The following is a 25,079-nucleotide window of genomic DNA, read 5'->3' on the forward strand; positions in this document are numbered from 1 at the left end:
TGGCTGAAAAAATCAGAAAAGATCGAAATGAAAATCAGAAACGGGTAAAGCTCTCTTCGTTCACGCCGTTCTCGGCGGCGAACGCGGGGAATTGCGCCGGGCTGCCGCGTTTCGCGGCGGACGCCACGCGCAGCACGGTGGCGCGGCTGGCCGGCTTGCGCTGGGCCGCATTGCCGTCGAGCTTGAAGAAGCCCATGGCCTGCTGCAGCTGCTCGGCCTGGCCGCTCATTTCCTCGGCCGTGGCCGCCAGTTCCTCGGAACTGGAGGCGTTCTGCTGCGTGCCCTGGCTCATCTGGCCGACAGCGGCATTGATCTGGCCGACGCCGGCCGACTGCTCTTCGGAAGCGGCCGTGATTTCCTGCACCAGGTCGGACGTCTTGCGGATGTTCGGCACCATCTGGTCCAGCAGGTTGCCGGCCCGTTCGGCCAGTTCCACGCTGTTGGTCGCCACTTCGCCGATTTCCTGCGCCGCCACCTGGCTGCGCTCGGCCAGCTTGCGCACTTCGGCCGCCACCACGGCAAAGCCCTTGCCATGTTCACCGGCGCGGGCCGCCTCGATGGCCGCGTTCAGCGCCAGCAGGTTGGTCTGGTAGGCGATATCGTCGATGATGCCGATCTGCTTGGCGATCTGCTTCATCGCGGTCACGGTGGCCTTGACGGCTTCGCCGCCTTCGGACGCTTCACGCGCCGCCTGGGTGGCCATGCCATCGGTGACGCGGGCGTTCTCGGTATTCTGCGAGATCGATGCCGTCATCTGTTCCAGCGAGGCCGACGTTTCCTCGACGCTGGCGGCCTGCTCGGAAGCGGCCTGCGACAGCGACTGCGCCGTGGCGGATACTTCCTCGGAGGCCGAAGCCAGCGACTGCGCGCCGGCGTTGACTTCGGATACCACGTGCGTGAGCTTGCCGACCATGTTCTTCATGGCCGCCAGCAGTTGTCCGGTTTCGTCGCGCGACGTGTCGCCGATCGCCACGGTCAGGTCGCCGGCCGCCAGCTGGTCGGCAACGCCCACGGCCTGGCGCAGCGGGCGGGTCACCGACTGCGTGATCGCCAGCGCCACGAACATGGCCAGCAGCAGCGCGCCGCCGGTAATGGCGATCACGAGGCGCCGGGTTTCCTCATAGGTCTGGCTCGCCTCGACGGCCAGCGATTGCATCTTGTTGCTCTGGTGCTTGGACAGTGCATTGAGCGCTTCGGTGAAATCGCGCACGGCCGGCACCACGTCGTTGCTGACGAATGCGGCTGCCTGCTGCCGGTCGCCGCCGACCAGCGTATAGAAGCGGTTGTACAGGGGTTCCATCGCGGCATTGCGATCAGTGATCTCCTTCAACATTTTCTTGCCGCTGTCGCTGGCCACCACTTTCGTCAGCTCGGCGAGGCGTTCCACGACATTGCCGCGCAGCTTGTCGACCTGCTTGCGATAGCGCTCCACTTCTCCCGCGTTATCGGCCAGCAGCATGCCCCGCATCTGGCGCGGCAGGTCGACCGCGTCACGGATCAGGTCTTTGGCCAGCACCACTTTCGGGTAGGCGTCGGCGGTGATTTCTTCGCTCGCCTTGTTCATGGCTTCCATCCTGCTGATCGCCAGCAGCGCGATGGCAAGCAGCAGCACCAGCACGGCGCCGAAACCCAGCCCGAGCCGGATACCGATTTTCATATTCTTGAGCATATCGCTCTCCAAATTAACAAGTGAATTCAATAATTCAGGCCGCAGCCCGGGAAGTGTTCTCGTTCTCGCTCTCGACGCCCGCCAGCAGCGCGGCCATGTCGAGGATCAGCGCCACGTCGCCGTTGCCGAGGATCGACGAGCCGGACAGGAAGCGCGCACCGGCGAACACCTTGCCGAGCGGCTTGATCACGGTCTGGAACTCGCCCAGCAGCGAATCGACGACGAGGCCTGCCCGGCTGCTGCCATGGCGCACGACGACGATGCTCTGGCGCCGCACCGGCCCGCCCGACAGCCGGAAGCGTTCGCGCAGCCGCACGAATGGCAGCGGCTGGTCGCGCAGGTCGATGAAATCTCGTTCCTGGTCGTCGCGGAACTCCACGCATTCCTCGACCATGTCCATCGGGATCACGAACACGGATTTGCCCACGCCGACCTGGAAGCCGTTGATGATCGCCAGCGTCAGCGGCAGGCGCACGGTCACCGTGGTGCCCTGCCCTTCCGTGCTGGCGATTTCCACGCTGCCGCGCAGCGCGACGATGTTGCGCTTGACGACATCCATGCCCACGCCGCGGCCGGACAGGTTCGTCACCTGTTCCGCCGTGGAGAAGCCCGGCTCGAAGATCAGGCCGAAGATTTCCTTGTCGGACAGCACGCGCCCCGGTTCCACCAGGCCCCGTTCGATGGCCTTGGCGAGGATGCGCTCCCGTTTCAGGCCGCCGCCGTCGTCGGACACTTCGATGACGATGCTGCCCGAATCGTGGTAGGCGTTCAGCGCCACCGTGCCCTGCGCCGGCTTGCCGCGCGCGAGGCGCACGTCGGCCGGCTCGATGCCGTGGTCCATCGCGTTGCGCACCAGGTGCGTCAGCGGGTCGCCGATCTTCTCGACCACCGTCTTGTCCAGCTCCGCGTCCTCGCCGGAGACCTGCAGGCGGATATCCTTGCCGATCTCGCGCGACACGTCGTGCACCACGCGCTGGAAGCGGTTGAACGTGGCGCCGATCTTCACCATGCGCAGTTGCAGCGCGCTGTCGCGTACTTCTTCCACGAGACCGGACAGCGTGGACGTGCATTCGAGCAGTTCCGGGATCTGCGTGCGGCGGGCGATCAGGTTGGCGCCGGCGCCGGCGATGATCAGCTCACCCACCAGGTTGATCAGGCGGTCCAGCTTGTCCGCGTCGACGCGGATCGAACGGCTTTCCGCCGGCGCGGCCTTCGGTTCCGGCGCCTGGCGCTGTTTCGCCAGCGCGGCTTCGACGACGGTCGGCAGCACGGCGCCCTGGCCGACGAGGATCTCGCCGAGCGGTACGCCGGCGGCGCCGCCGGCGGCCTGCACGGCCAGCGCCTGTTCCAGTTCGTGCGCCGTGACGCTGCCGCAGCGCACCAGCATTTCGCCCAGGCGCTCGCGCTCGTCCGGCACTTCGTCCAGCCAGGCAAGGTATTCGGCGATGCGGTTTTCCGGCGGCAGGATGCGGATCTGGCAATCGTCGCGCACGAAGTCGAACACGCTGTCGATGGCGGCCTTGTCCGCGCTGCTCTGGAAGCCGATCTCGAAGCCCAGGTAGCACGACTCCGCATCGAATTCGTCCGCCGCCGGCAGCGCATCGGCCAGCGTGGCGATGCCGGTGATCGTGCCCATCTGGCCCAGGTAGCGGATGAACGACAGCGGGTCCATGCCGTTGCGCAGCACGTCGCTGCCGAAGCGCAGCGAGATATGCCACTGCCCCGCACTGCCTGCATCCGGCGCGGCCACGGGGGCCGCGGTGGCGGCATGGGCCGTGGCGGTGCCACCGTCGAGATAACCCTGCAGCGCGGCCACGAGCGGCGCGCCCGCGACGGCCAGCGTGTCGTCGCCTTCCAGCGTGCCCGCCTCGACCGCATCGACGAGATGGCCGATATGGTCGCAGCAGCCCAGCAGCAGCGCCACCAGCGCGTCGTCGACCGCCACGGCACCGTCGCGCACCTTGTCCAGCACACTCTCGGCCACGTGCGTGAAATCCACCACCGCATCGAGGCCGAACATGCCGGCCGAGCCCTTGATCGTGTGCGCCGCGCGGAAGATCGCGTTGACGGCATCCGGTCCGTCGTTCGCGACCACCAGCAGCGCGTTTTCCATCTGCTCGAGCAGCTCGCGGCTCTCGGCGATGAAGGTCTGCATCACCTGGTCCATATTCATGCCCGGTCTCCTTCATCCACTGCGGCGCCGATGCCGGCGAACGGCACGCCGAGCAGCGCGAACACATCGCACACGGCGGCGCTTGCGCCCTGCACATGCAGCGTCTTGCCGAGGCGTGCGGCTTCCTGCCGCGCCACCAGCAGCAACTGCAGGCCGGCGCTGTCGAACTCGGTCACGGCGGACAGGTCGAATGCCGGCGCGGCGTGCTGGCGCACGGCGTCCAGCAGCGTGTCCTTCAGCTCCGCCGCGCGATAGATCGTCAGCTCGCCTTCGACCGCGAGGGCGGCAACAGGCCCTTGGCTCTCGCCAATACTCATGGGGGTTCTCCGTGGATGGTTCTCCCGCCGAATGGCGGGAAATCGATACGATGTCGCGTTAAGGCATGACCAGTTTCTGGACCGCCGCCAGCAGCGCTTCCGGCTTGAACGGCTTGACCATCCAGGCACGCGCGCCGGCCGCCTGGCCCTGCGCCTTCTTTTCCTGCTGCGACTCGGTGGTGAGCATCATCACCGGCGTGAATTTGTAGGCCGGCCGGGTCTTCAACTCGCGCACGAAGGTGATGCCGTCCATGTTCGGCATGTTGACGTCGCTGATGATCAGGTTGACCTTCTGGCCAGTCAGCTTGGCCAGCGCGTCGGCGCCGTCGCAGCCTTCGATCACGTCGTAGCCGGCCTGGCGCAGTGCGATGCCGACGACCTGTCGGATCGATACCGAATCGTCCACCACCATGATGGTTTTTGCCATGTGAAGCTCCTAGAAAAAGGTGATTTCGTCTTCCTGCTGCGGCGCCGGCTTGGCGCCGCCCAGGTGAAGCGTGTGTTCTTCGGCCATCGCGTACGTGCTTTCCAGCTCGGCCAGCAACGGGCGCGCATCGAGTTGCCGCGCCGTGCCCGCGGCTTCCTGCTCGTCCAGGTAGGACGGCAGGCGCGCGATATTCTGCTGCACGTGCGAAAGGATCTGGCTGACGCGGTCCTGGAACTGCAGCTGCACCAGCGCTTCGGCCACCTCGCCCTGGATGCCGGCGCTTTCCTGCTGCAACAGGTCGGAGGACTGCACCAGCGCATCGGTCACGCCGCGGAACGACGACAGCACGTTGCCGATCATCTGTTCGGAAGCCTGCACCGCATGCCCTTCGGCGCGCATCGAGTCGCTCGCCGCGAGGCAGGTGGCGCCGATCGCCGCGCTGATCTGGCCGACCTGCTGCGCGATGTGCTTGCCCGCGTCCGCAGAGCGGTTCGACAGCATGCGCACCTCGTTGGCGACAACCGCGAAGCCGCGCCCCGCCTCGCCCGCGCGCGCCGCCTCGATGGCCGCGTTCAGCGCCAGCAGGTTCGTTTGCATTGCGATGCTGGCCACGTCGGCCGCCATCGTCTGCAACTGGGTCGTGATCTGCTGCAGCCCTTCGATCTTTTGCAGCATCTGCTGCTTGCTGGCGGCGGCGCCAGCCAGCATGTCCAGCAGCGAACGCAATTCCTTTTCGCTGGCGGCGAATACCTCGACGATGCTGCCGCCTTCGTGGTTGCGCGCCGCGCCGGATGCGGCCAGTGCCTGTTCCAGCCGGTAGACGATGCCCGAAAAACGTTCGACCAGGGAGACGACCGCCGTTTCCATCTGCGTGCGCGACGCATCGATGTGCGAGGCCCAGACGCCGGACACCTTGCCAGCGAACGCGCGGCTCGCCAGGTAGTCGTCGCCCTTGGCGGCAGCGGCTTGCGGCGCGGCGCCAGGGTGATAAAAGAATGCCAGACCGCCGCCGGCCAGCAGCGCGGCGGCCATGGCGAAGCCATGCCACTGCCAGCCGGCCAGCGGCACGATGGCACAGGCGGCCGCGCAGGCCACTGCCAGGGGAAAACAGGAATGCAGGGGGCGTTGGCGCATCACGCGTCGCTCCGTTCGTCGGCAAAAAGTGGGAAAAAGGTCTTGGCGATTACCCGCTTGGATAATCCCGCTGTGCACGCGATCTGCATCGCACGGAACACATGATTGCAAGGTAATTGCCGCAGCGCAAGACACACGAGCTATTTCGTTGCAATCGGTCGCATAAAACCCACACCGATTGAATAAGTACTAACGTGTTGTCTTGATTGAAGTTTTTTGAGAATTGACGAAGTGTCAGGAAGATTTTTCCTGTCCATCTGGATATTAAGTCAACGAATATCCGCCGCGGTAATGCATGAAAGACATGCAAACTGTCAAAATTAAAAAGCCGGCAATAAGCCGGCTTTTCAAGGGTGTTGCCGAAAGATCAGCCGCGGCGACGACGGCGTGCCATGGCCAGTACCGCCAGGCCGGCGCCCAGCATGCCGTAGGTGGCCGGTTCCGGCACCGGCGATACCTCGACCGTCAGCGCTGTCTGCGTGACGGTGGCGTTGCCGACGGCATCGAACCACAGGCCGGTCGAGAATGCGATCGGGCTGAGCGGATTGACTTCGGCGGACGTTTCGATGCCCGTCACACGGAATTTGTCGACCGACTGGCCGAACTCGATGTGCTCGCCACCGGCGACGTCGCCCGCGAACAGCTGCCATTCGCCGCCTTGCCACAGCCAGATGTCGTAGCGGCCATCGCCCACGCCCGGCAGCAGCGTCACACCGTTGACGAGCGGACCGTCGCTGACGGCATAGTCGTAGCCGGTGGCAACAACCGGATCGATCCACACGGGCGTGCCGGTACCGACCGGGATGTTCTCGAATACCCAGCCGGCGGTGCCGTCGTCGACATTGCCTGGCAGGATGGGGTTATAGGGCGCGCTGCCCGGCAGTTCCTCGGAACGCACCTGGAAACGCCACACGCCGTCGGTGCCCACATTGCTGTCGTTGACCAGGCCCACGACGTTTTGCGTACCCGAACCGATCAGCGAATAGGAATTGGTGACGGCACCGGCGTTCCAGCCAGCCACTGCCGGCTGGCCACCCACGCCGTTGTTGCCATTGCTCGCATCGCCCGTCGTCCACTCCAACTGGCCGTAACGGAACTCCATGTCGAAATCGCCAGAGCGGCCGCTGGTGGCCGACTGGTCACGCAGCACGAGCTGGAAGGTGTTCTGCTTGTCGTTGTGCTGGTTGTAGTAACCGACCGTATCCCAGGTAACGACGACCGTCTTGCTGTCCGGGTTGGCCAGGTAGACGTTGTTCATGAACGGACTGGGCAGGTTGTCCGTCTGGTTACGGGTGTCCACGTCGGCCCAGTACGGAGCGATCATCGCGGCCTGGGAGATCGGGAACAGCGCGGGCGTGAAATCTTCCAGCGGACCGGAGAACGAGATATTGCCGTTGTTGTTGACCCAATAATTGTTATAGGCGTTGCCGAAGAAATTGATCTGGAAAGGCAGTGCCAGGCGCTCGGAAGATTCGTCGTCGTTCGGTTCCATGATGCGGGTGCCGAAACCGCGGTCGCCGCCCAGGCCGGACAGCAGCGTATCGGCAGCAGCCGTGCCCGATGCGCAGGCCGCGAACACCGCCAGTGCGATGAGAGATTTTTTCATTATATTCCCTGAGATGGTTTTGAAAACGCCGGGCCGCCGCACGGCTGGCCAGCCTTCGGCGGCGCATTATCATACCGTCAACAGGAAATTATTATCAATAAATTATGTTAAAAATGTAATCAAATAGCGACACTCATCGGCGCGACGCTTATCTGCTTATGCATTGGGTGAGATTGCGTGAGATTCACATGCGATTCATATGCGATTCACGTGAGATTCACGTGAGATTCACGTGAGAATGTCGTGTTATCGCGTGATTATTTGTGGCCGTCCGGTGTAAAGCCGGCCAGGGCGGCGCCGATGCCATACTCGGCATTGCCGGGAATGTCATGCGGCTCGGGCCGGCGACCATCTGAATGTCCGAACCCGTAGCCCAGCAGGAACATGGCCGGCACGGTGAGCAGCCAGGCCAGGCCGCCGCAGGCGAGACCGATCGCAAGCGCGAGGACGGGCAGCGCCAGCCGCAGGGAACGCAAGACGACACGGAATGTGGAAGACATGAGGATCCTTTCGGTGCTCTACGGAAATTCAAGAATCCCCGAGTGTACGAACCGAAAGAAGAACGCATCCTGATCCCGCGCAAGGAATATGCGCCGAACTGTTGTTCAGGGGGCTTTTTTATCCTGCTCGATCAGCTTTGCAAGTTGCGAAGTGCCGCCGACCTGTTCGATGGTGACGACCTTGTCGAGCGGGATCGTCATCGTTTGCGGGCCATGCCAGTCATTTTTCCGGCGGCTGACGACGCGGTTGCCCTGCCGGCCATCGGGCGCGGTGAACGACTGCACGTAGTAGATGTCCTCGATCCGCAAGTGGCGCGGGCCAACTTCACGCAGCACACCGTAGAACATCTGCCCGTTCTGCAATTGCACGCCATAACGCACGCCCAGCGGGCCCGGCGCGAACGCGGGATCGGATTGCTGGCGCCAGAAGAACAATGCCAGCACCACCAGCGCCGCGGCAGCCACGGCGGCCACGAGCAATGCCGTACCGGAGCGCCAGCCGGGAGTGGGAATACCGCCGGGGGTGAAGGCGGGGTTGGGCAGGTCGCGGTGATCGGTCATCGGCACTCCGTATGAAGGGCTGGCGTTGATTCTAGCCCCCGCTTGCAAGCCTGTGCAATCGGTGGGGCAAAAATACGGACGGCGCCCATGGGCGCCGTCTCGTCCGCATGGCTACAAGGACATCAGCCGCGCAGTGCGCTAGCCGCCTTGGCCAGGGCCGTGATGTGCGCCCAGTCGCCCGCCTTCATCGCATCCTTCGGCGTGAGCCAGGAGCCGCCCACGCAGGCCACGTTCTTCAGCGCCAGGAAGGCCGGCGCGTTTTCCTGCGAGATGCCGCCGGTGGGGCAGAACGTGATGTCCGGCAGCGGGCCGCCGATACCGTTCAGCATGCCCACGCCCCCTGCCGGCACGGCCGGGAACAGCTTGAGCTGTTTGAATCCTTGCTCGCGCGCCTTCATCACTTCCGATGGCGTCATCACGCCCGGCAGCAGCGGCAGGCCGGACGACTTGGCGGCGCCGATCAGCGCATCGGTCAGGCCCGGCGACACGCCGAACACGGCGCCGGCATCGCGTGCCGCGGCGAATTCCTCCGGCTGCGTCAGCGTGCCCACGCCGACGATCGCGCCTTCCACTTCGCTCATGGCGCGGATGGCTGCCAGGCCATGCTGCGTGCGCAGCGTGACTTCCAGCACGCGGATGCCGCCCGCGACCAGCGCTTTCGCAAGGGGCACGGCGTGGTCGGGATCGTCGATCGCGATCACGGGGATCACGGCCGAGGTACGCATAATGTCGAGCAGGTTCATGTTTTACGCTTTCTTGGCAAGGAAATCTTCATCGGAACCGGGCACGGTATTGCCCACGTCGTCACCGCCATGGAGCTCGACGGTGGTATCGATCGGCGACGGCAGCGGGAACGTGGCCGCCCCCGCTTCCGCTGCCGACACGCTGTTGCGGAACATGGCGAACAGTTCGCGGCCCATGCCGATGTGGCTCGGCGTGAGGTCGGCCTGCGCCAGCGCGCGGCTGTGCCATACATCCGCCGGGACCCTGGCTTCGAACGTGCCGGTGACCGCGTCGACCGTGATGATGTCGCCGTCGCGCACCAGGCCCAGCGGGCCGCCGGCCAGCACTTCGGGCGACACGTGGATCGCCGCCGGCACCTTGCCCGACGCGCCGGACATGCGGCCATCGGTCACCAGCGCCACCTTGCGGCCGGCATCCTGCAGGTTGGCCAGCGCCGGCGTCAGCGCGTGCAGTTCCGGCATGCCGTTGGCGCGCGGGCCCTGGAAGCGGAGCACGGCCACGAAGTCGCGATCGAGCTTGCCGGCCTTGTAGGCGGCCATGAAATCTTCCTGCGAGTTGAATACCAGCGCCGGCGCTTCGACCGCGCGGTGTTCCGGCTTCACGGCCGATACCTTCATGATCGCGCGGCCCAGGTTGCCCTCGACCTTCACCATGCCGCCATCCTTCGAGAACGGCTCGGCGGCGGTGCGCACCACCTTGTCGTCGCCCGAGACCAGCGGCGAATCCCTGAAGACGACGCCCTTGCCGCCTTCGGCCAGGAAAGGCTCCTTGCAGTGGTTGCGCAGGCCCTTGCCGAGGATCGTGGTCACGTCGTCGTGCAGCAGGCCGGCATCGAGCAGCTCGCGGATGACGAAGCCGGTGCCGCCGGCCGCGTGGAAGTGGTTCACGTCGGCTTCGCCGTTCGGGTAGATGCGCGCCAGCAGCGGCACCACGGCGGACAGGTCGTTGAAATCGTCCCAGTCGATCAGGATGCCGGCCGCGCGGGCGATCGCCGGCAGGTGCAGCGTGTGGTTGGTGGAACCGCCGGTGGCCAGCAGTGCGACGATGGCGTTGACGATCGACTTTTCATCGACCACATGGCCCACCGGGATGTATTCGTTGCCCAGTTCCGTGATCTGCGCCGCGCGCTGCGCCGCCGCGGCGGTGAGCTGGTTGCGCAGTTCCGTGTACGGCGTGATGAAGGCGGCGCCCGGCAGGTGCAGGCCCATCACCTCCATCAGCATCTGGTTGCTGTTGGCGGTGCCGTAGAAGGTACAGGTACCGGGGCCGTGGTAGGACTGCGATTCGCCTTCCAGCAGTTCCTCGCGGGTGGCCTTGCCCTGCGCATAGCGCTGGCGGATCGCCGCTTTTTCCTTGTTCGACAGGCCCGACGTCATCGGGCCGGCCGGCACGAACACGGCCGGCAGGTGGCCGAAGTGCAGCGCGCCGATCACCAGGCCCGGCACGATCTTGTCGCACACGCCCAGGTACACCGCCGCGTCGAACATATTGTGCGACATGGCAATCGCGGTGCTCATGGCGATGGCGTCGCGCGAGAACAGCGACAGTTCCATGCCGGGCTGGCCCTGCGTTACCCCGTCGCACATGGCCGGCACGCCGCCGGCGAACTGCGCCACCGCGCCCACTTCGCGCACCGCATCCTTGATGATGGCCGGGAAGTGCTCGAACGGCTGGTGCGCCGACAGCATATCGTTATAGGCCGACACGATCGCCACGGAGGGTTTTTGCACTTCCTTCAGCACCAGCTTGTCGTTGGGCGGGAAGGCGGCAAAGCCATGGGCGAGGTTGGTGCAGGCCAGCGTGCTGCGCTGCGGGCGGCCCTTGATGCGGGCGGCTTCGAGATGCGCCAGGTAGGCGCCGCGCGACGGACGGCTGCGCTTGATGATCCGTGCAGTGACTTGTTCGAGGACTGGGTGCAAGGCCATTATGCTTCCTTATCGATGGATTCCCGAAATTTTACTACAGAAGGCTCGAGGCGTGCTGCCTGGCTAGTTTACGAGCGAAATGGCGGCACGATACGAGGCATCGGCGCCGCATAAAATTGCCCGGATTTTACCGTTTTACGCGCATATAGTAGTGAAGTTACCGCCATTTCCTGTATAGTTCATCTATCCAAAACTGACACAGAAGTCCCATGCGCCAGCCAATGCTCACCACCACCGCCGCCTACCAGTCCCTGCAATCCCACGCCACCGATGCCAGGGAATGGCAGCTGCGCGATCTGTTCGCCGCCGAACCGCAGCGTTTCCCCACGCTGACGGTCGATGCCGCAGGCCTGTTCCTCGACTATTCGAAGAATCGTATTTCCCAACGCACCGTGGAATTGCTGGCCGACCTGGCCCGCGAGCGCGGGGTGGAACACCAGCGCGACGCCATGTTCGCTGGCGAGAAAATCAATCTTACCGAACAACGCAGCGTGCTGCATACGGCCCTGCGTATGCCGCGCGGAAAGCAGCTCGTCGTCGACGGCCAGGATGTCAACGGCGACGTGCACGCGGTGCTCGACCGTATCAAGACATTCACGGACCGGGTCCGCAGCGGCAACTGGCTGGGCTACAGCGGCAAGCCGATCACCGACATCGTCAACATCGGCATCGGCGGTTCCGACCTGGGCCCGAAGATGGCCGTTCTGGCGCTGCGTTCCTACGCCCATCCGCGCCTGAACATGCACTTCGTCTCGAACGTGGACGGCCACGACATGGATGCGGTGCTGGCGAACCTGAACCACGAAACCACGCTGTTCATCGTGGCATCGAAAACCTTCACCACCGCCGAAACGATGCTGAACGCGCAGACCGCGCGCCGCTGGTTCCTGTGCGAGGGCAAGGAAGAAGACCTGGCGCGGCACTTCGTGGCCGTGTCCACCAATACCGAGGCAGTCACGAAATTCGGCATCGATCCGGAAAACATGTTCCCGTTCTGGGACTGGGTGGGCGGCCGCTATTCGGTCTGGTCGGCCATCGGCCTGTCCGTGGCGCTGGCCGTGGGCTTCGGATACTTTGAAACGTTCCTGGCCGGCGCGCGCGAAATGGACGAGCATTTCCGCACCGCGCCGCTGGAACAGAACATGCCGGTGCTGCTGGCGCTGATCGGATTCTGGAACCGCGAATTCATCGGCGCTTCGTCCCTGTCGATCGCGCCGTACCACCAGGACCTGAACCGCTTCCCCGCCTACCTGCAGCAGCTCGACATGGAAAGCAACGGCAAGCGCGTGACCAAGGGCGGGCAGCCCGTCGATACCGCCACCTGCCCGGTGGTCTGGGGCGAGTGCGGCACGAATGCGCAGCACGCGTATTTCCAGCTGCTGCACCAGGGTACCGACATCGTGCCGATCGACTTCATCGCCGCCCTGCTGCCCACGCACGACCTGGCCGGCCACCACGACGCGCTGCTGGCCAACTGCTTCGCGCAATCGGAAGCATTCATGAAGGGCAAGACCGCGGCAGAAGTGCGCGCCGAACTGACCGCGCAGGGCCTGCCGGAAGCGAAGATCGACGAACTGGTACCGCACCGCACGTTCCCGGGTAACCGCCCGTCGAACACGATCCTGATGGAACACCTCACGCCGGCCACGCTGGGCGCGCTGATCGCGCTTTACGAACACAAGACGTTCGTGCAGGGCGTGCTGTGGGACATCGCCAGCTTCGACCAGTGGGGCGTGGAACTGGGCAAGGTGCTGGCGAAGAAAATCCAGGCCGAGCTGGAAGGCGACGTGGACCCGGCCGCGCACGACAGTTCCACCAATGGCCTGATCGTGATGGCCAAGGGAGCGAAGATCGAATGAGCGCATACGATATCACCGTCGCCTTCGATGGCGCGATGCAGGTCGGCGAAGGACCATTGTGGCATGCGGGCGAGCAGGCACTGTACTGGGTCGACATCGATGGCCTGTCCGTGCACCGGCTGCTCATCGACAGCGGCAATGGCGGCGGCGCCCACACGTCATGGATCATGGCGAGCGAACCGTCGTCGCTGGCGCGGCATGCCGAGGGCGGCCTGGTGGTCGCCACCCGCAACGGCTTCGTGCACCTCGACACGGGCACCGGCGCTGCCAGCGAGATCGCGCCCTCCCCGTTCGACCGTTCGAAAGCCCGCTTCAACGACGGCAAGCCGGATGCGGCCGGGCGCTTCTGGGTGGGCACGATCTACGAACCGCGCGACCAGCCGGCCGCCGAGATGTACGTGCTGGAAAAGGGCCAGGTCCGCCTGGCCTGGTCAGGCGGCATGACGAACTCGAACGGCCTGGCATTCAGCCCGGACAACCGCACGATGTACCACGCCGACACCACGTCGCATCGCATCACCCGCTACGACTTCGACCTGGCCGGCGGCACCGTGTCGAACGGGCGCGAACTGCGCCAGTTTTCGATGGACAAGGAAAACGGCTACGGCGGCCGGCCCGATGGCGCGGCCGTCGACAGCGAAGGCAATTACTGGGTCGCCCTGTTCGAAGGCGGGCGGATCGTCAAGCTGTCGCCGTCCGGCGAAGAACTCGATGCGATCGCCCTGCCGGTGCGCTGCCCGACCATGGTGGCGTTCGGTGGCGCCGACCTGCGCACGCTGTACATCACCACCGCCGGCAAGCGTGCGGCCGCGGAACTGGCGCAGTATCCGCTGTCGGGCCGCGTGCTGTCCGTGCCCGTGCCGGTAGCGGGGCTGGAGCAGCCGATTTACCAGCCGTGAGCCGGCCATGACGCTGCAGGATGGATGAATTTGTAGTATATTTTCGTCAAATCCTGCAATTCCGGTAGTAAGCTTTCAGCGGCGTGCAATTCGCCGCCTCATCGAGACCCATAAACGACATCCATCATGGCACTTTCCGATTTTGACCTGGTTCTGTTCGGCGGCAGCGGCGACCTTTCGATGCGCAAGCTGTTGCCCGCGATGTTCTCGCGCGACGTGTGCGGCGACCTGCCCCCTACCGCCCGTATCGTTTGCGTGGGCCGGCACGAGAACACCACGGAAGAATTCATCGACATGGTCAATACCACGTCGCGTCCGCATATCAAGAACCCCAAGGTCACCGCCGAGAACTGGGAAAAATTCACGAACCGCATCGTGTACGTGGCGGTCGATGCCGGCGATCCGTCCAGCTACGGCGGCCTGGCTGAGGCGCTGCGCAGCGATGCGGGCCTGACCCGTGTGTACTACCTGGCCACGCCGCCGGCGCTGTTCGCGCAGATCTGCGACAACCTGAAGGAAAACGGCCTGGTCACGCCGGATTCGCGCGTGGTGCTGGAAAAGCCGCTGGGCCGCGACCTGGCCTCGGCCAAGCAGATCAACCGCGAAGTGGGCGAAGTGTTCGAGGAATCGCAGATCTACCGGATCGACCACTACCTGGGCAAGGAAACCGTGCAGAACCTGCTGGCGCTGCGCTTCGGTAACATCCTGTTCGAACCGCTGTGGCGCCGCGAATGGATCTCGGACGTGCAGATCACCATCGCCGAAAAGCTCGGCGTGGGCAACCGGATCGGCTACTACGACACGTCGGGCGCGCTGCGCGACATGCTGCAGAACCACCTGCTGCAACTGCTGTGCATCGTGGCGATGGAACCGCCGGCATCGACCTCGCCGGATGCCGTGCGCGACGCCAAGCTGCAGGTGCTGCGCTCGCTGAAGCGCTTCACGCCGACCACGCTGGCGCAGAACATCGTGCGCGGCCAGTACCGTGCCGGCCACGTGGACGGCCAGGCGGTGCCGAGCTACCGCGACGAACCGGACGCGCCGCAAGGGTCGCGCACCGAGACCTTCGTGGCGATGAAGGCCGAGATCGACACGTGGCGCTGGGCCGGCGTGCCGTTCTACCTGCGCACCGGCAAGCGCATGGCCGATGGCCTGGCCGAGATCGTGGTGCGCTTCAAGCAGATCCCGCACTCGATCTTCCAGCAGCCCACGTCGAGCTTCCAGCCCAATTCGCTGGTGATCCGCCTGCAGCCCGATGAGGGCCTGCGCATGAACCTGATGGCGAAGACGCCGGGCGAAGGCATGCGCCTGAAGCCGGCCGAGCTGGAACTGGATTTCCGCGAATCGTTCAAGGCGCCGCGCATGGATGCCTACGAGCGCCTGCTGCTCGACGTGCTGCGCGGCCAGCTCACGCTGTTCATGCGCGGCGACGAACTGGAAGCGGCATGGGAATGGGTCGAGCCGATCCTGAACAACTGGGAGCAGGACGACACGGCGCCGCTGCCCTATTCGTCGGGCACGTGGGGGCCGGCCGCCTCGTCCGCGCTGATCGGGCGGGATGGGCTGCAGTGGCGCGAAGAAGCACTTCCAGAGGACTAAAAATGGGAAGTGCAAGGAACCTGGCCTTGCAAGGCCAGGCCGTTATGCGGGCGCGAAGCATGCTTCGCGAAACCCCCGCTACACCGCTCCCTGAAGACTAAGGACCGATACCGCCCATGTTGCTTGATTCAATCCGCACCCAGCTCGATTCGCTGTCGAAATCCGAGCGCAAGGTGGCACTGGCCGTGCTCGACAATCCGTCGCGCACGGTGAGCTCGAACATCACGGCGCTGGCGAAAAGCGCCCAGGTGTCCGAACCCACCGTGGTGCGGTTCTGCCGCACGCTCGGCTATGACGGCTGGCACGAGTTCAAGCTGAAGCTGGCACAGGGCCTGGCTGTCGCGCTGCCCGGCCTGAACGAGGCGCCGTCGCAGGACGATCTCGCGGCGGACCTGATCAACAAGATCTGCAGCCGCTCCATCAACACGCTGCTCGACCTGCGCAACAACCTGCACCACGAACCGGTGCAGCGCGCGCTGGACATCCTGTCGCTGGCCAACAAGATCGAATTCTACGGCCAGGGCACGTCCGGCATCGTGGCGGCCGACGCCCAGCACAAGTTCTTCCGCTCGGGAGTGCCCACCGTGGCCTATTCCGATCCGGCCATCCACAACATCGCCGCCGCGCTGCTGCGCAAGGGCGATGCGCTGGTGGCCATTTCGCAGCGCGGCAACAGCCCGGCGCTGGTGCGTTCCGCGCAGCTGGCGCGCGACGGCGGCGCGGATGTGATCGTGCTGGCGCCATCCGGCACCCCGCTGGCCGACCTGGGCACGGTGCTGATCCCGATCGACCTGATCTTCAACACCGACCCGTACACGCCGATCTCGGCGCGCCTTGCCTACCTGGTCGTCATCGACGTCCTGGCCGTGGGGCTGGCATTGCAGCGCGGGCCGGAATTCCGGCGCAAGATGCAGAATGCGCAGAAGGCGTTGCAGGAGTTCGAAGTGCAGTTCGATTCTTTTATCGGGTAGTTGCTCAGTACCAGCCGCAAGCCGCCGCATTCATCAACCCCGACGGCAACACCCGGGGTCAGACCCGGCGGGTCCGACCCCGGCTCTTCGCCTCCGGGTCGAGAACATGCATTGCCGACTCGCCTGCCAATTGCCCGATCTCGGTTGCCACCTGCTCGGCCGTCGCGGCAGCCAGCGTCCACCCCAGGTGTCCATGCCCCGTGTTGTAGAACACGCGCGGCGCCTTCCCTCGTCCCACTTTCGGCAGCAGGTCCGGCATCATCGGCCGCAGGCCGGCCCACGCCTTCACGTCCGTCGTCTGCACGCCGGGGAACTCGCGGTGGACCCAGTCGACCAGCGGCCGGATGCGGCCGTGGCGGATGTCGCAGTCGAAGCCGGCGAATTCGGCGGTGCCGGCCACGCGGAAGCGGTCCGCGCCGAAGCGGCTGGCGACCAGCTTCGGCGCGTCGTCGACGAGGCTGACGGTGGGCGCGGCGGCCCGGCTGGCGGCATCGCCGAGATGCACGGTGATCGAGTATCCCTTCACGGGATAGACGTCGATCCGGTCGCCGGCCATCCTGCCGAGCGCGCGGCTGGCGGTGCCGGCACAGATGACGGCCGCGTCGAAGCGCTGGATGTCCGTTTCGCCACCGTGCCGCAGCGTGAGCGTGACGCCGTCGTCATGCGCCCCCAGCGCGTGCACGTCGCGCTCGCACAGCAATTGCACGCCCCGGCGCACGCATGCGGCGGCCAGGCCGGCGGTATAGCGGTGGATGTCGCCGCTGCTGTCGGTGTCCGTGTAGCAGCCGCCGTAGTAGTTGCCGCCCAGCGCCGGTTCGATGGCGCGCATTTCCGATGGCGTCACATGCCGGCGATGCAGTCCCGCTTCCGCCAGCAGCCGCGAAACCTGCTGCGCATGGTCGAAGCCCGCCTTGTCGCGGTAGAGGTGGAGGATGCCTTCGCGGCGCAGGTCGAAATCGATGCCCTCTTCCTCCGCCCAGGCGAACAGGTGCGCGCGCGCCGCGACCGCCAGCCGCGCCAGCGCCACCGTGTTGTCGCGGTAACGGGGAATCGCCGCCACGAACCTGGCCAGCCACGACACCTTGTGCCACGTGGGCGCAGGATGCAGCAGCAGCGGCGCATCGGGCTGCGTCATCCACTTCAGCCCCTTGCGCAGCGTGGACGGATGGTTCCACACCTCCGCATGCGACGCCGACAACTGGCCGCCGTTGGCATACGACGTTTCCATCGCCGGATAGCGGTGCCGCTCGACGATTGTGACCGAAAAGCCACGCCGCGCCAGCGCGTAAGCCGTAGTGACGCCGGTAACGCCGGCGCCGATGACTGCGATGTGTTTCATGGTGAACGGACATGTGCAGGGTGGGCGCAAGGATACCCGAGTTATCAGAATGTTTCCAAAAATCGGGGTCAGACCCCAGTTTCGGGAAATGTTTCCACCGCAAAAATCGGGGTCTGACCCCGATTTCAGGAAATGTTTTCTTGAATCGGGGTCTGGAAGGAAAGATAGCCTGCAGGCTATCTCCGCTTCACCGGCGCGGAGCATGCTCCGCGAAACCCCAGTTTCGCCCCGCGGTTTTGGGAAACGAATTCGATAGGCACTATTCGGTACAATGGCGTTTTTTCCCCATTCGCCCGGCCCAGTCATGAATCAACTCGAACAGCTCAAGCAGTACACCAAGGTCGTTGCCGATACCGGCGATTTCCAGTCGATCAAGGCTTATACGCCGCGCGACGCCACCACCAACCCGTCGCTGATCCTGAAGGCGGTGCAGAAGGACGAGTACAAGCCGCTGCTGGAAAAAGCCGTGCGCGACAACCCGCACGCCTCCACCAGCGAAGTGATCGACCGGCTGCTGATCGCCTTCGGCGGCGAGATCCTGAAGATCGTGTCCGGCCGCGTGTCCACCGAGATCGATGCGCGCCTGTCGTTCGACGTGGAAGCGAACGTGGCCAAGGGCCGCGAACTGATCGACCTGTACGAGCGTGCCGGCTTCGACCGCGAGCGCGTGCTGATCAAGATCGCCTCGACCTGGGAAGGCATCAAGGCGGCCGAGATCCTCGAAAAGGAAATGATCCACACCAACCTCACGCTGCTGTTCTCGCTGCCGCAGGCGATCGCCTGCGCCGAGGCGGGCGTGCAGCTGATTTCGCCGTTCGTCGGCCGCATCTACGACTGGTACAAGAAGCAGACCGGCATCGACTACCAGGGTGCGGAAGATCCAGGCGTGCAGTCGGTGAAGAAGATCTATAACTACTTCCGCAAGTTCGGCTATGAAACCGAAGTGATGGGCGCCAGCTTCCGCAATACGAGCCAGATCCTGGAACTGGCCGGCTGCGACCTGCTGACGATCAGCCCGGACCTGCTGCAGAAGCTGGCCGATTCGAACGCGCCGGTCGAGCGCAAGCTCACCGCCGACAGTGCAGGCGCGATGGCCAAGATCTCCGTCGACGAGAAAACGTTCCGCTTCATGCTGAACGAAGATGCGATGGCCACCGAAAAGCTGGCCGAGGGCATCCGCGCCTTCTGCGCCGATTCGGGCAAGCTCAAGCAGATCATTTCCGGCATGCGCTGATCGCCGGTCCGCGCAGTCGCTAGCAACAAGGGAGCTTCGGCTCCCTTTTCTTTTGGACGGCTGATGCGAAAACGTTATTCAACCGTTATAAAATAACCATCGCACCTCCTCCGCAGTTCCGAAGCCCTGCCGTCCTTTCGCGAGACATATCCATGAGTCATGTCGCACGTTGCACGCCTGTCGCTGTCGCCGCCCTGTCCCTGTCACTGCTTGCCGCCTGCGGCAAGAAAGAGGAAGCGCCTCCCGCCCCGCCGCCGCCCACCGTATCGGTGATCACCGTGGCGCCCGCCGCCGTGCCCGTTACGGATGAGCTGCCGGGCCGTGTCGAGGCATTCCGCGTGGCGCAGGTGCGGGCTCGCACGCCGGGCATCGTGCTGAAACGGGTGTTCGAGGAAGGCTCGGACGTGAAGGCGGGCCAGCTGCTGTTCCGCATCGATCCGGCCGAGTTCCAGGCGGGCTTTGCCAGCGCCCAGGCGGCCGTGCAGAAGGCCGAGGCGAACCTGGCGCAGGCCAACCTGCGCGAAAAGCGCTACAAGCCACTGCTGGCCGCGCAAGCCGTCAGCCAGCAGGAATACGACGACGCCGTGACGGCGCAAAAGCAGGCCGCCGCCGACCTGGCCACGGCGAAGGCGGCACGCCAGACCGCCGGGCTGACGCTGGGCTACGCGACCGTGACGGCGCCGATCTCCGGCCGCGTGGGCCGCGCGCTGGTGACCGAGGGCGCGCTGGTGGGGCAAGGCGAGGCGACGCCGATGGCACTGGTGCAGCAGCTCGACCCGATCTACGTGACGGTGACGCAGTCGGCCACCGAGCTGCAGCAGCTGCGCCAGGCGCTGGCCAGCGGCCGGCTGAAGAGCGTGGGCAGGGACGAGGCGCGCGTGACGCTGTTGCTGGACACCGGCGAGGAATACCAGGGGGCGGGCAAGCTGCTGTTCTCCGATGCGTCCGTCGACGAGAGCACCGGCACCGTATCGCTGCGCGCCCGGTTCCCGAATCCGAAAGGCGCGCTGCTGCCGGGCATGTACGTCCGTGCGCGGCTCGAGCAGGGCATCAACGAAGCCGCGATCACGGTGCCGCAGCAGGCCATCGTGCGCGGTGCCGAAGGCGCTTCCGTGATGATCGTGGGGGCCGACAACAAGGTGATCTCCCAGCCCGTGAAGGCCGAGGCGTCGATCAATAACAAATGGGTCGTCAGCGAAGGGCTGAAAGGCGGCGAACGCATCATCGTCGAAGGCTTCCAGAAGGCCAAGCCCGGCTCGCCCGTCAAGCCGCAGCCATGGCAGCCCGCCCAGGCCGCGCCGGCCGGTGCGCCGGCGGGTGCCCCGAATGCATCGCCCGCCGCCAAGGGGGCCTGATGCCACGCTTCTTCATCGACCGGCCCGTGTTCGCATGGGTGATCGCGCTGTTCATCCTGCTGGGCGGCGCGCTGGCGATCACCGTGCTGCCGGTGGCGCAGTATCCCACCATCGCGCCGCCATCGATCGTGGTGACCGCGAACTACCCCGGCGCCACCGCGCAGGTGCTCGACGATGCCGTGACCAGCGTGATCGAGCAGGAAATGAACGGCGCCGAGGGCCTGCAGTACGTTGAATCGGAAAGCAACGCGGCCGGCGGCGTGACGATCACCGTCACCTTCCTGCCCGGCACCAACCCCGACATCGCCGCGGTGGACGTGCAGAACCGCATCAAGCGCGTGGAATCGCGCCTGCCGCAGGCCGTCACGCAGCAGGGGGTGCAGGTCAACAAGTCGCGCTCGAACATCCTGATGTTCGTGGGCGTGTATTCGACGGACGGGCGCATGGACCCGACCGCGATCGGCGACTACATGGCGCGCAACGTCGTCAACGAGATCAAGCGCATTCCGGGCGTGGGCCAGGCGCAGCTGTTCGGTTCCGAACGCGCGCTGCGCGTATGGGTCGACCCGAACAAGCTCACCGGCTTCAAGCTGAACATGGGCGACGTGACGGCGGCGATCCGTGCGCAGAATGCCCAGGTCACGTCGGGCACGATCGGCGACCTGCCGAATCCCGCTTCGCAGACCTACCAGGCGCCGGTCGTAGTGACGGGCCAGCTGACGTCGATCGCGCAGTTCTCGAAGATCGTGCTGCGCGCGAATCCGGATGGCTCCACCGTGCGCCTGGGCGACGTGGCCCGCCTGGAGATGGGCGGCTCCACCTACAACATCAGCGCACGGCTGAACGGCCAGCCGTTCGTGGCCATCGCCGTGCAGCAGTCGCTGACCGGCAACGCGCTGGAAACGGCCAACCTGGTCAAGGCCAAGATGGACGAGCTGCAGAAGTTCTTCCCGCCCGGCATGAAGTACACGGTGCCATACGATACGTCGACATTCGTGAAGATCTCGATCGAGGAAGTGGTCAAGACGCTCCTGGAAGCGGTGCTGCTCGTGTTCATCGTGATGTACGTATTCCTGCAGAATTTCCGCTACACGATCATTCCCACGATCGTCGTGCCGGTGGCGCTGATGGGCACCTTCGCCGTGATGCAGATGGCCGGTTTCTCGATCAACGTGCTGACGATGTTCGGCATGGTGCTGGCGATCGGCATCCTGGTCGACGATGCGATCGTCGTCGTCGAGAATGTGGAACGGATCATGAGCGAGGAAGGCCTGTCGCCGCGCGACGCCACCCGCAAGGCGATGACGCAGATCACCGGCGCGATCATCGGCATCACGCTGGTGCTGATCGCCGTGTTCGTGCCGATGGCCGCGTTCGGCGGCGCGGTCGGCGCGATCTACCGGCAGTTCTCGCTGTCGATGGTGGCGGCGATGGCGTTTTCCGCGCTGATGGCGCTGACGCTGACGCCGGCGCTGTGCGCCACGATGCTGAAACCCGTCGAAAAGGGGCATCACGTGGAAAAGCGCGGCTTCTTCGGCTGGTTCAACCGCACGTTCGCGAAGACGGCCACGCGCTACCAGGGAGCGGTGGCGAAAATCCTGGCGCACACCGGCCGCTACATGCTGGTGTTCGCCGTGCTGCTGGCACTCGTGGCGTGGCTGTACGTGCGGTTGCCGTCTTCGTTCCTGCCGAACGAGGACCAGGGTTACATCATCACCAATGTGCAGCTGCCGCCGGGCGCCGCCCGCTCGCGCACCGACGCCGTGCTGGCGAAAGTCGATGCCTATTTCCGCCAGCAGCCGGAAGTGGCGCGCACGATCGCCGTGGCCGGCTTTTCGTTCTCCGGCAACGGCCAGAACGCCGGCCTGGTGTTCGTGCCGCTGAAGGACTGGAGCGAACGGGGCAATGACCAGTCGGCCGACGCGCTGGCCGGGCGTGCGCTCGGCGCGCTCTCGGGCATCCCCGACGCTATCGTGTTCCCGCTGTCGCCGCCGCCGATCCGCGAGCTGGGCAACGCCACCGGCATCACGGCGCGGCTGCAGGATCGCAGCTCGCTGGGCCACGCGGCGCTCATCGATGCGCGCAACCAGCTGCTGGGCATGGCCGGCAAGAGCGCGATCCTGCAGGGCGTGCGGCCCGAAGGGCTGGAGGATGCGCCGCAGCTGCAAGTCGATATCGACCGCGAAAAGGCGCAGGCGCTGGGCCTGTCGTTCGCCGACATCAACACCACGCTGTCCGCCGGCCTGGGCTCGTCGTACGTGAACGATTTCAACAGCGACAACCGCCAGCAGCGCGTGATCGTGCAGGCCGACCAGAACCGCCGCATGCAGCCGGAAGATATCCTGCGCCTGAACGTGCGCTCCGGCACCAGCGGCAACATGGTGCCGTTCGCCGCCTTCGCCACCACGCGCTGGATCAACGGCCCGGTGCAGCTGGTGCGCTACAACGGCTATCCGGCGATCCGCCTGACGGGCAACGCGGCACCGGGCTACAGCACCGGCGAAGCGATGGCCGAGCTGGAGCGGCTGGCGGCCCAGCTGCCGCCGGGCTTCGGCATCGACTGGACGGGACAGTCGCTGGAAGAGCGCACGTCCGGCTCGCAGGCGCCGATGCTGTTCGCGCTGTCGCTGCTGGCGGCGTTCCTCGTGCTGGCCGCGCTGTATGAAAGCGAATCGATCCCGATCGCCGTGCTGCTGGTGGTGCCGCTGGGCGTGCTGGGCGCGCTGCTCGGCGCCCACCTGCGCGACCTGCCGAACGACGTGTACTTCAAGGTGGGCCTGATCGCCATCATCGGGCTGTCCGCGAAGAACGCCATCCTGATCATCGAGTTCGCCAAGGACCTGCAGGCGCAGGGCATGGGGCTGATCGAAGCCACGCTGGAAGCGGTGCACCTGCGCTTCCGGCCCATCATCATGACGTCGCTGGCGTTCATCCTCGGCGTGCTGCCGCTGGTGATCGCGTCCGGCGCGGGGTCGGCCAGCCAGCGCGCGATCGGCACCGGGGTGATGGGCGGCATGATCACGGCCACGGTGCTGGCCGTGTTCCTCGTGCCGGTCTTCTTCGTGGTGATCCGCCGCATCTTCAAGGGCAGCGAGCGGCAGCGGCGCCTTGCCGCGCATGAAATGGACCTTCCGGAGACGAAGCCATGAAACTGTCGAACACCGTGGGCATGATGCTGGCAGCCGGCATGCTGTCGGCATGTTCGCTGGCGCCGAAGTACGAACGCCCGGCCGCGCCGGTAGGCGCCGATTTTCCCGTCAATCCGCCGGCCGCGGACGGCAAGGGTGCCCTGCAGGCCACTACCGGCGCTGGAAGCGCCGCCGATACGGGCTGGCGCGAATTCTTTCCCGACGCCCGCCTGCAGGCGCTGATCGCCTCTGCGCTGGACAACAACCGCGACCTGCGCACCGCCGCGTTGCGCATCGAGGAGGCTCGGGCCGCCTACCGCATAACGCGCGCCGACCGGCTGCCGAACCTGAACGCCACGCTGTCGGGCACGCGGGCACGCACGCCGGGCTTCCTGAACCCGGCGGCCGGACAGGGCACGGTATCGGAACGCTTCGACGCCGGCCTGTCGATTTCCGCGTTCGAGCTGGATTTCTTCGGCCGCGTGCGCAGCCTGTCCGAGGCGGCGCTGGCGACGTATCTCGCCACCGACGAGGCGCGGCAGGCGGCGCAGATCAGCATCGTCGCCGAAGTGGCAAAGGCCTATTTCACGGAAAGCGCGTTTGCCGAACAGCTGGCGCTGGCACAGCGCACGTATGAAGCGCGCCGCCGCACCTATGAATTGACCCGTCAACGGCTGGAAGCGGGTGCCTCGTCGCTGCTCGACCTACGCTCCAACGAAACATTGATGGAAACGGCGCGCGCGTCGGCGCTGGCGCTGGCCCGGCAGCGGGCCCAGGCCGCCAATGCGCTGACCCTGCTGGTGGGCGTGACGCCGGTTGGCCCCACGGCCGAAGCAGGCGCGATGACCGACGACTCGCGGATCGATGCGATGAGCGCCCTCCCCGCCGGCTTGCCGTCGGACCTGCTCGCGCGCCGGCCGGACATCCGCGCCGCCGAGCAGCGGCTGCTGGCGGCGAACGCCAACATCGGCGCCGCCCGCGCCGCGTTCTTCCCGCGCATCTCGCTGACGGCGGCCATCGGCAGCGTCAGCCCCGAGTTCTCGCAACTGTTCGACGGCGGCAACGACACCTGGTCGTTCGTGCCGCAACTGACCTTGCCCATCTTTTCCGCCGGGCGCAACAGCGCCAGCCTCGACCTGGCCCAGGTGCGCAAGAATATCGCCGTCACCGATTATGAAAAGACGATCCAGACGGCATTCCGCGAAGTGGCCGACGCGCTGGCCGCGCGCAGCTACCTGGGCGACCAGGTGGCCGCGCAACGTGCCATCCAGGATGCCCAGGCCGAACGGCTCCGGCTCCTCACGCTGCGCTTCGAGAACGGCGTCGCCAGCTCGCTGGACGTGCTCGACGCGCAGCGCGAACTGTTCGCGGCCGAGCAGGAGCTCGTGCAGGCGCGGCTGCTGCGTACCACGAGCGCCATCGACCTTTATCGCGCGCTGGGGGGCGGATTGCGGTAGGCGTGCGTGACGATTGCTCGACTGATAGTTGTTGGCCGCCGAACACCGGTGACTGACACCTTTTTCTGGAAGACTCACCCAGAAAAAGGTGTCAGTCACCGGTTCTCCCACGCCAACGGTGTTGCCGCACGCACGTGGCACACGGACAGCAAGCATCCGTACCAGGCGCCGGCTTACAATGC

The 25,079-nt window shown here is 65.6% G+C and carries 19 protein-coding genes; 8 read left to right on the forward strand and 11 right to left on the reverse strand.

Annotation, left to right across the window (positions count from 1 at the left end; translation table 11 throughout):
* Nucleotides 1-34: 34 nt before the first annotated feature.
* The 10 genes from ACY65G_RS29535 to edd form a co-directional block, all read right to left on the reverse strand.
* Complete coding sequence (locus ACY65G_RS29535) at nucleotides 35-1,669, reverse strand: methyl-accepting chemotaxis protein (RefSeq protein WP_465000850.1); 1,635 nt, start codon at nucleotides 1,667-1,669, stop codon at nucleotides 35-37.
* A gap of 34 nt (nucleotides 1,670-1,703) precedes the next feature.
* Complete coding sequence (locus ACY65G_RS29540; RefSeq protein ID WP_465000851.1) at nucleotides 1,704-3,842, reverse strand: chemotaxis protein CheA; 2,139 nt, start codon at nucleotides 3,840-3,842, stop codon at nucleotides 1,704-1,706.
* Nucleotides 3,839-4,159 carry an STAS domain-containing protein gene (locus ACY65G_RS29545; protein WP_465000852.1) on the reverse strand — a complete coding sequence of 107 codons (321 nt, stop codon included), beginning with the start codon at nucleotides 4,157-4,159 and terminating at the stop codon, nucleotides 3,839-3,841. The genes ACY65G_RS29540 and ACY65G_RS29545 overlap by 4 nt, the downstream gene beginning before the upstream one ends.
* 58 nt (nucleotides 4,160-4,217) lie before the next feature.
* Nucleotides 4,218-4,586 (reverse strand): response regulator, encoded by a 369-nt coding sequence (locus ACY65G_RS29550; RefSeq protein WP_465000853.1) that lies wholly within the window; start codon nucleotides 4,584-4,586, stop codon nucleotides 4,218-4,220.
* A 9-nt stretch (nucleotides 4,587-4,595) separates the two neighbouring features.
* Nucleotides 4,596-5,720, reverse strand: coding sequence for a methyl-accepting chemotaxis protein (locus tag ACY65G_RS29555; RefSeq protein ID WP_465000854.1), 1,125 nt, complete (start codon nucleotides 5,718-5,720; stop codon nucleotides 4,596-4,598).
* Between the two features lie 367 nt (nucleotides 5,721-6,087).
* Nucleotides 6,088-7,326, reverse strand: a complete 1,239-nt coding sequence (locus ACY65G_RS29560; protein WP_465000855.1) for a nidogen-like domain-containing protein — start codon at nucleotides 7,324-7,326, stop codon at nucleotides 6,088-6,090.
* A 257-nt stretch (nucleotides 7,327-7,583) separates the two neighbouring features.
* Entirely contained in the window at nucleotides 7,584-7,826 is a 243-nt protein-coding gene (locus tag ACY65G_RS29565; protein WP_465000856.1) for a hypothetical protein, read from the reverse strand.
* A 105-nt stretch (nucleotides 7,827-7,931) separates the two neighbouring features.
* Nucleotides 7,932-8,387, reverse strand: coding sequence for a hypothetical protein (locus tag ACY65G_RS29570; RefSeq protein ID WP_465000857.1), 456 nt, complete (start codon nucleotides 8,385-8,387; stop codon nucleotides 7,932-7,934).
* A 122-nt stretch (nucleotides 8,388-8,509) separates the two neighbouring features.
* The gene (gene eda / locus ACY65G_RS29575; protein WP_130187995.1) at nucleotides 8,510-9,130 is read right to left on the reverse strand and encodes a bifunctional 4-hydroxy-2-oxoglutarate aldolase/2-dehydro-3-deoxy-phosphogluconate aldolase; all 621 of its coding nucleotides are present in this window, start codon (nucleotides 9,128-9,130) and stop codon (nucleotides 8,510-8,512) included.
* Nucleotides 9,131-9,133: 3 nt separating this feature from the next.
* Nucleotides 9,134-11,056, reverse strand: coding sequence for a phosphogluconate dehydratase (edd, locus tag ACY65G_RS29580; RefSeq protein WP_465000858.1), 1,923 nt, complete (start codon nucleotides 11,054-11,056; stop codon nucleotides 9,134-9,136).
* A 209-nt stretch (nucleotides 11,057-11,265) separates the two neighbouring features.
* On the opposite strand from edd, the gene pgi reads away from it, so the two are divergent.
* The 4 genes from pgi (at nucleotide 11,266) to ACY65G_RS29600 (ending at nucleotide 16,384) form a co-directional block, all read left to right on the forward strand.
* A complete protein-coding gene (pgi, locus tag ACY65G_RS29585; RefSeq protein WP_465000859.1) occupies nucleotides 11,266-12,915 on the forward strand; it encodes a glucose-6-phosphate isomerase in 1,650 nt (549 codons plus the stop codon).
* Complete coding sequence (locus ACY65G_RS29590; RefSeq protein WP_465000860.1) at nucleotides 12,912-13,814, forward strand: SMP-30/gluconolactonase/LRE family protein; 903 nt, start codon at nucleotides 12,912-12,914, stop codon at nucleotides 13,812-13,814. The genes pgi and ACY65G_RS29590 overlap by 4 nt, the downstream gene beginning before the upstream one ends.
* A gap of 126 nt (nucleotides 13,815-13,940) precedes the next feature.
* Entirely contained in the window at nucleotides 13,941-15,413 is a 1,473-nt protein-coding gene (gene zwf / locus ACY65G_RS29595) for a glucose-6-phosphate dehydrogenase (protein WP_465000861.1), read from the forward strand.
* A gap of 116 nt (nucleotides 15,414-15,529) precedes the next feature.
* Nucleotides 15,530-16,384: an SIS domain-containing protein gene (locus tag ACY65G_RS29600; RefSeq protein ID WP_130187991.1), complete on the forward strand. Its 855-nt coding sequence runs from the start codon at nucleotides 15,530-15,532 to the stop codon at nucleotides 16,382-16,384.
* Nucleotides 16,385-16,442: 58 nt separating this feature from the next.
* On the opposite strand, the gene ACY65G_RS29605 is transcribed toward ACY65G_RS29600, so the two are convergent.
* Nucleotides 16,443-17,723 carry a D-amino acid dehydrogenase gene (locus tag ACY65G_RS29605; protein ID WP_465000862.1) on the reverse strand — a complete coding sequence of 427 codons (1,281 nt, stop codon included), beginning with the start codon at nucleotides 17,721-17,723 and terminating at the stop codon, nucleotides 16,443-16,445.
* 304 nt (nucleotides 17,724-18,027) lie between these two features.
* Here ACY65G_RS29605 and tal point away from each other — a divergent pair, with 304 nt between their 5' ends.
* The 4 genes from tal to ACY65G_RS29625 all read left to right on the forward strand — a co-directional run bounded on the left by tal (nucleotide 18,028) and on the right by ACY65G_RS29625 (nucleotide 24,897).
* Entirely contained in the window at nucleotides 18,028-18,957 is a 930-nt protein-coding gene (tal, locus tag ACY65G_RS29610; RefSeq protein ID WP_465000863.1) for a transaldolase, read from the forward strand.
* Nucleotides 18,958-19,109: 152 nt separating this feature from the next.
* Nucleotides 19,110-20,312 (forward strand): efflux RND transporter periplasmic adaptor subunit, encoded by a 1,203-nt coding sequence (locus ACY65G_RS29615; RefSeq protein ID WP_465000864.1) that lies wholly within the window; start codon nucleotides 19,110-19,112, stop codon nucleotides 20,310-20,312.
* A complete protein-coding gene (locus ACY65G_RS29620; RefSeq protein ID WP_465000865.1) occupies nucleotides 20,312-23,461 on the forward strand; it encodes an efflux RND transporter permease subunit in 3,150 nt (1,049 codons plus the stop codon). The genes ACY65G_RS29615 and ACY65G_RS29620 overlap by 1 nt, the downstream gene beginning before the upstream one ends.
* Nucleotides 23,458-24,897, forward strand: coding sequence for an efflux transporter outer membrane subunit (locus ACY65G_RS29625; RefSeq protein WP_465000866.1), 1,440 nt, complete (start codon nucleotides 23,458-23,460; stop codon nucleotides 24,895-24,897). The genes ACY65G_RS29620 and ACY65G_RS29625 overlap by 4 nt, the downstream gene beginning before the upstream one ends.
* The last annotated feature ends 182 nt before the right edge of the window (nucleotides 24,898-25,079 follow it).

The sequence above is a fragment of the Pseudoduganella sp. jia 12 genome (assembly GCF_055502675.1).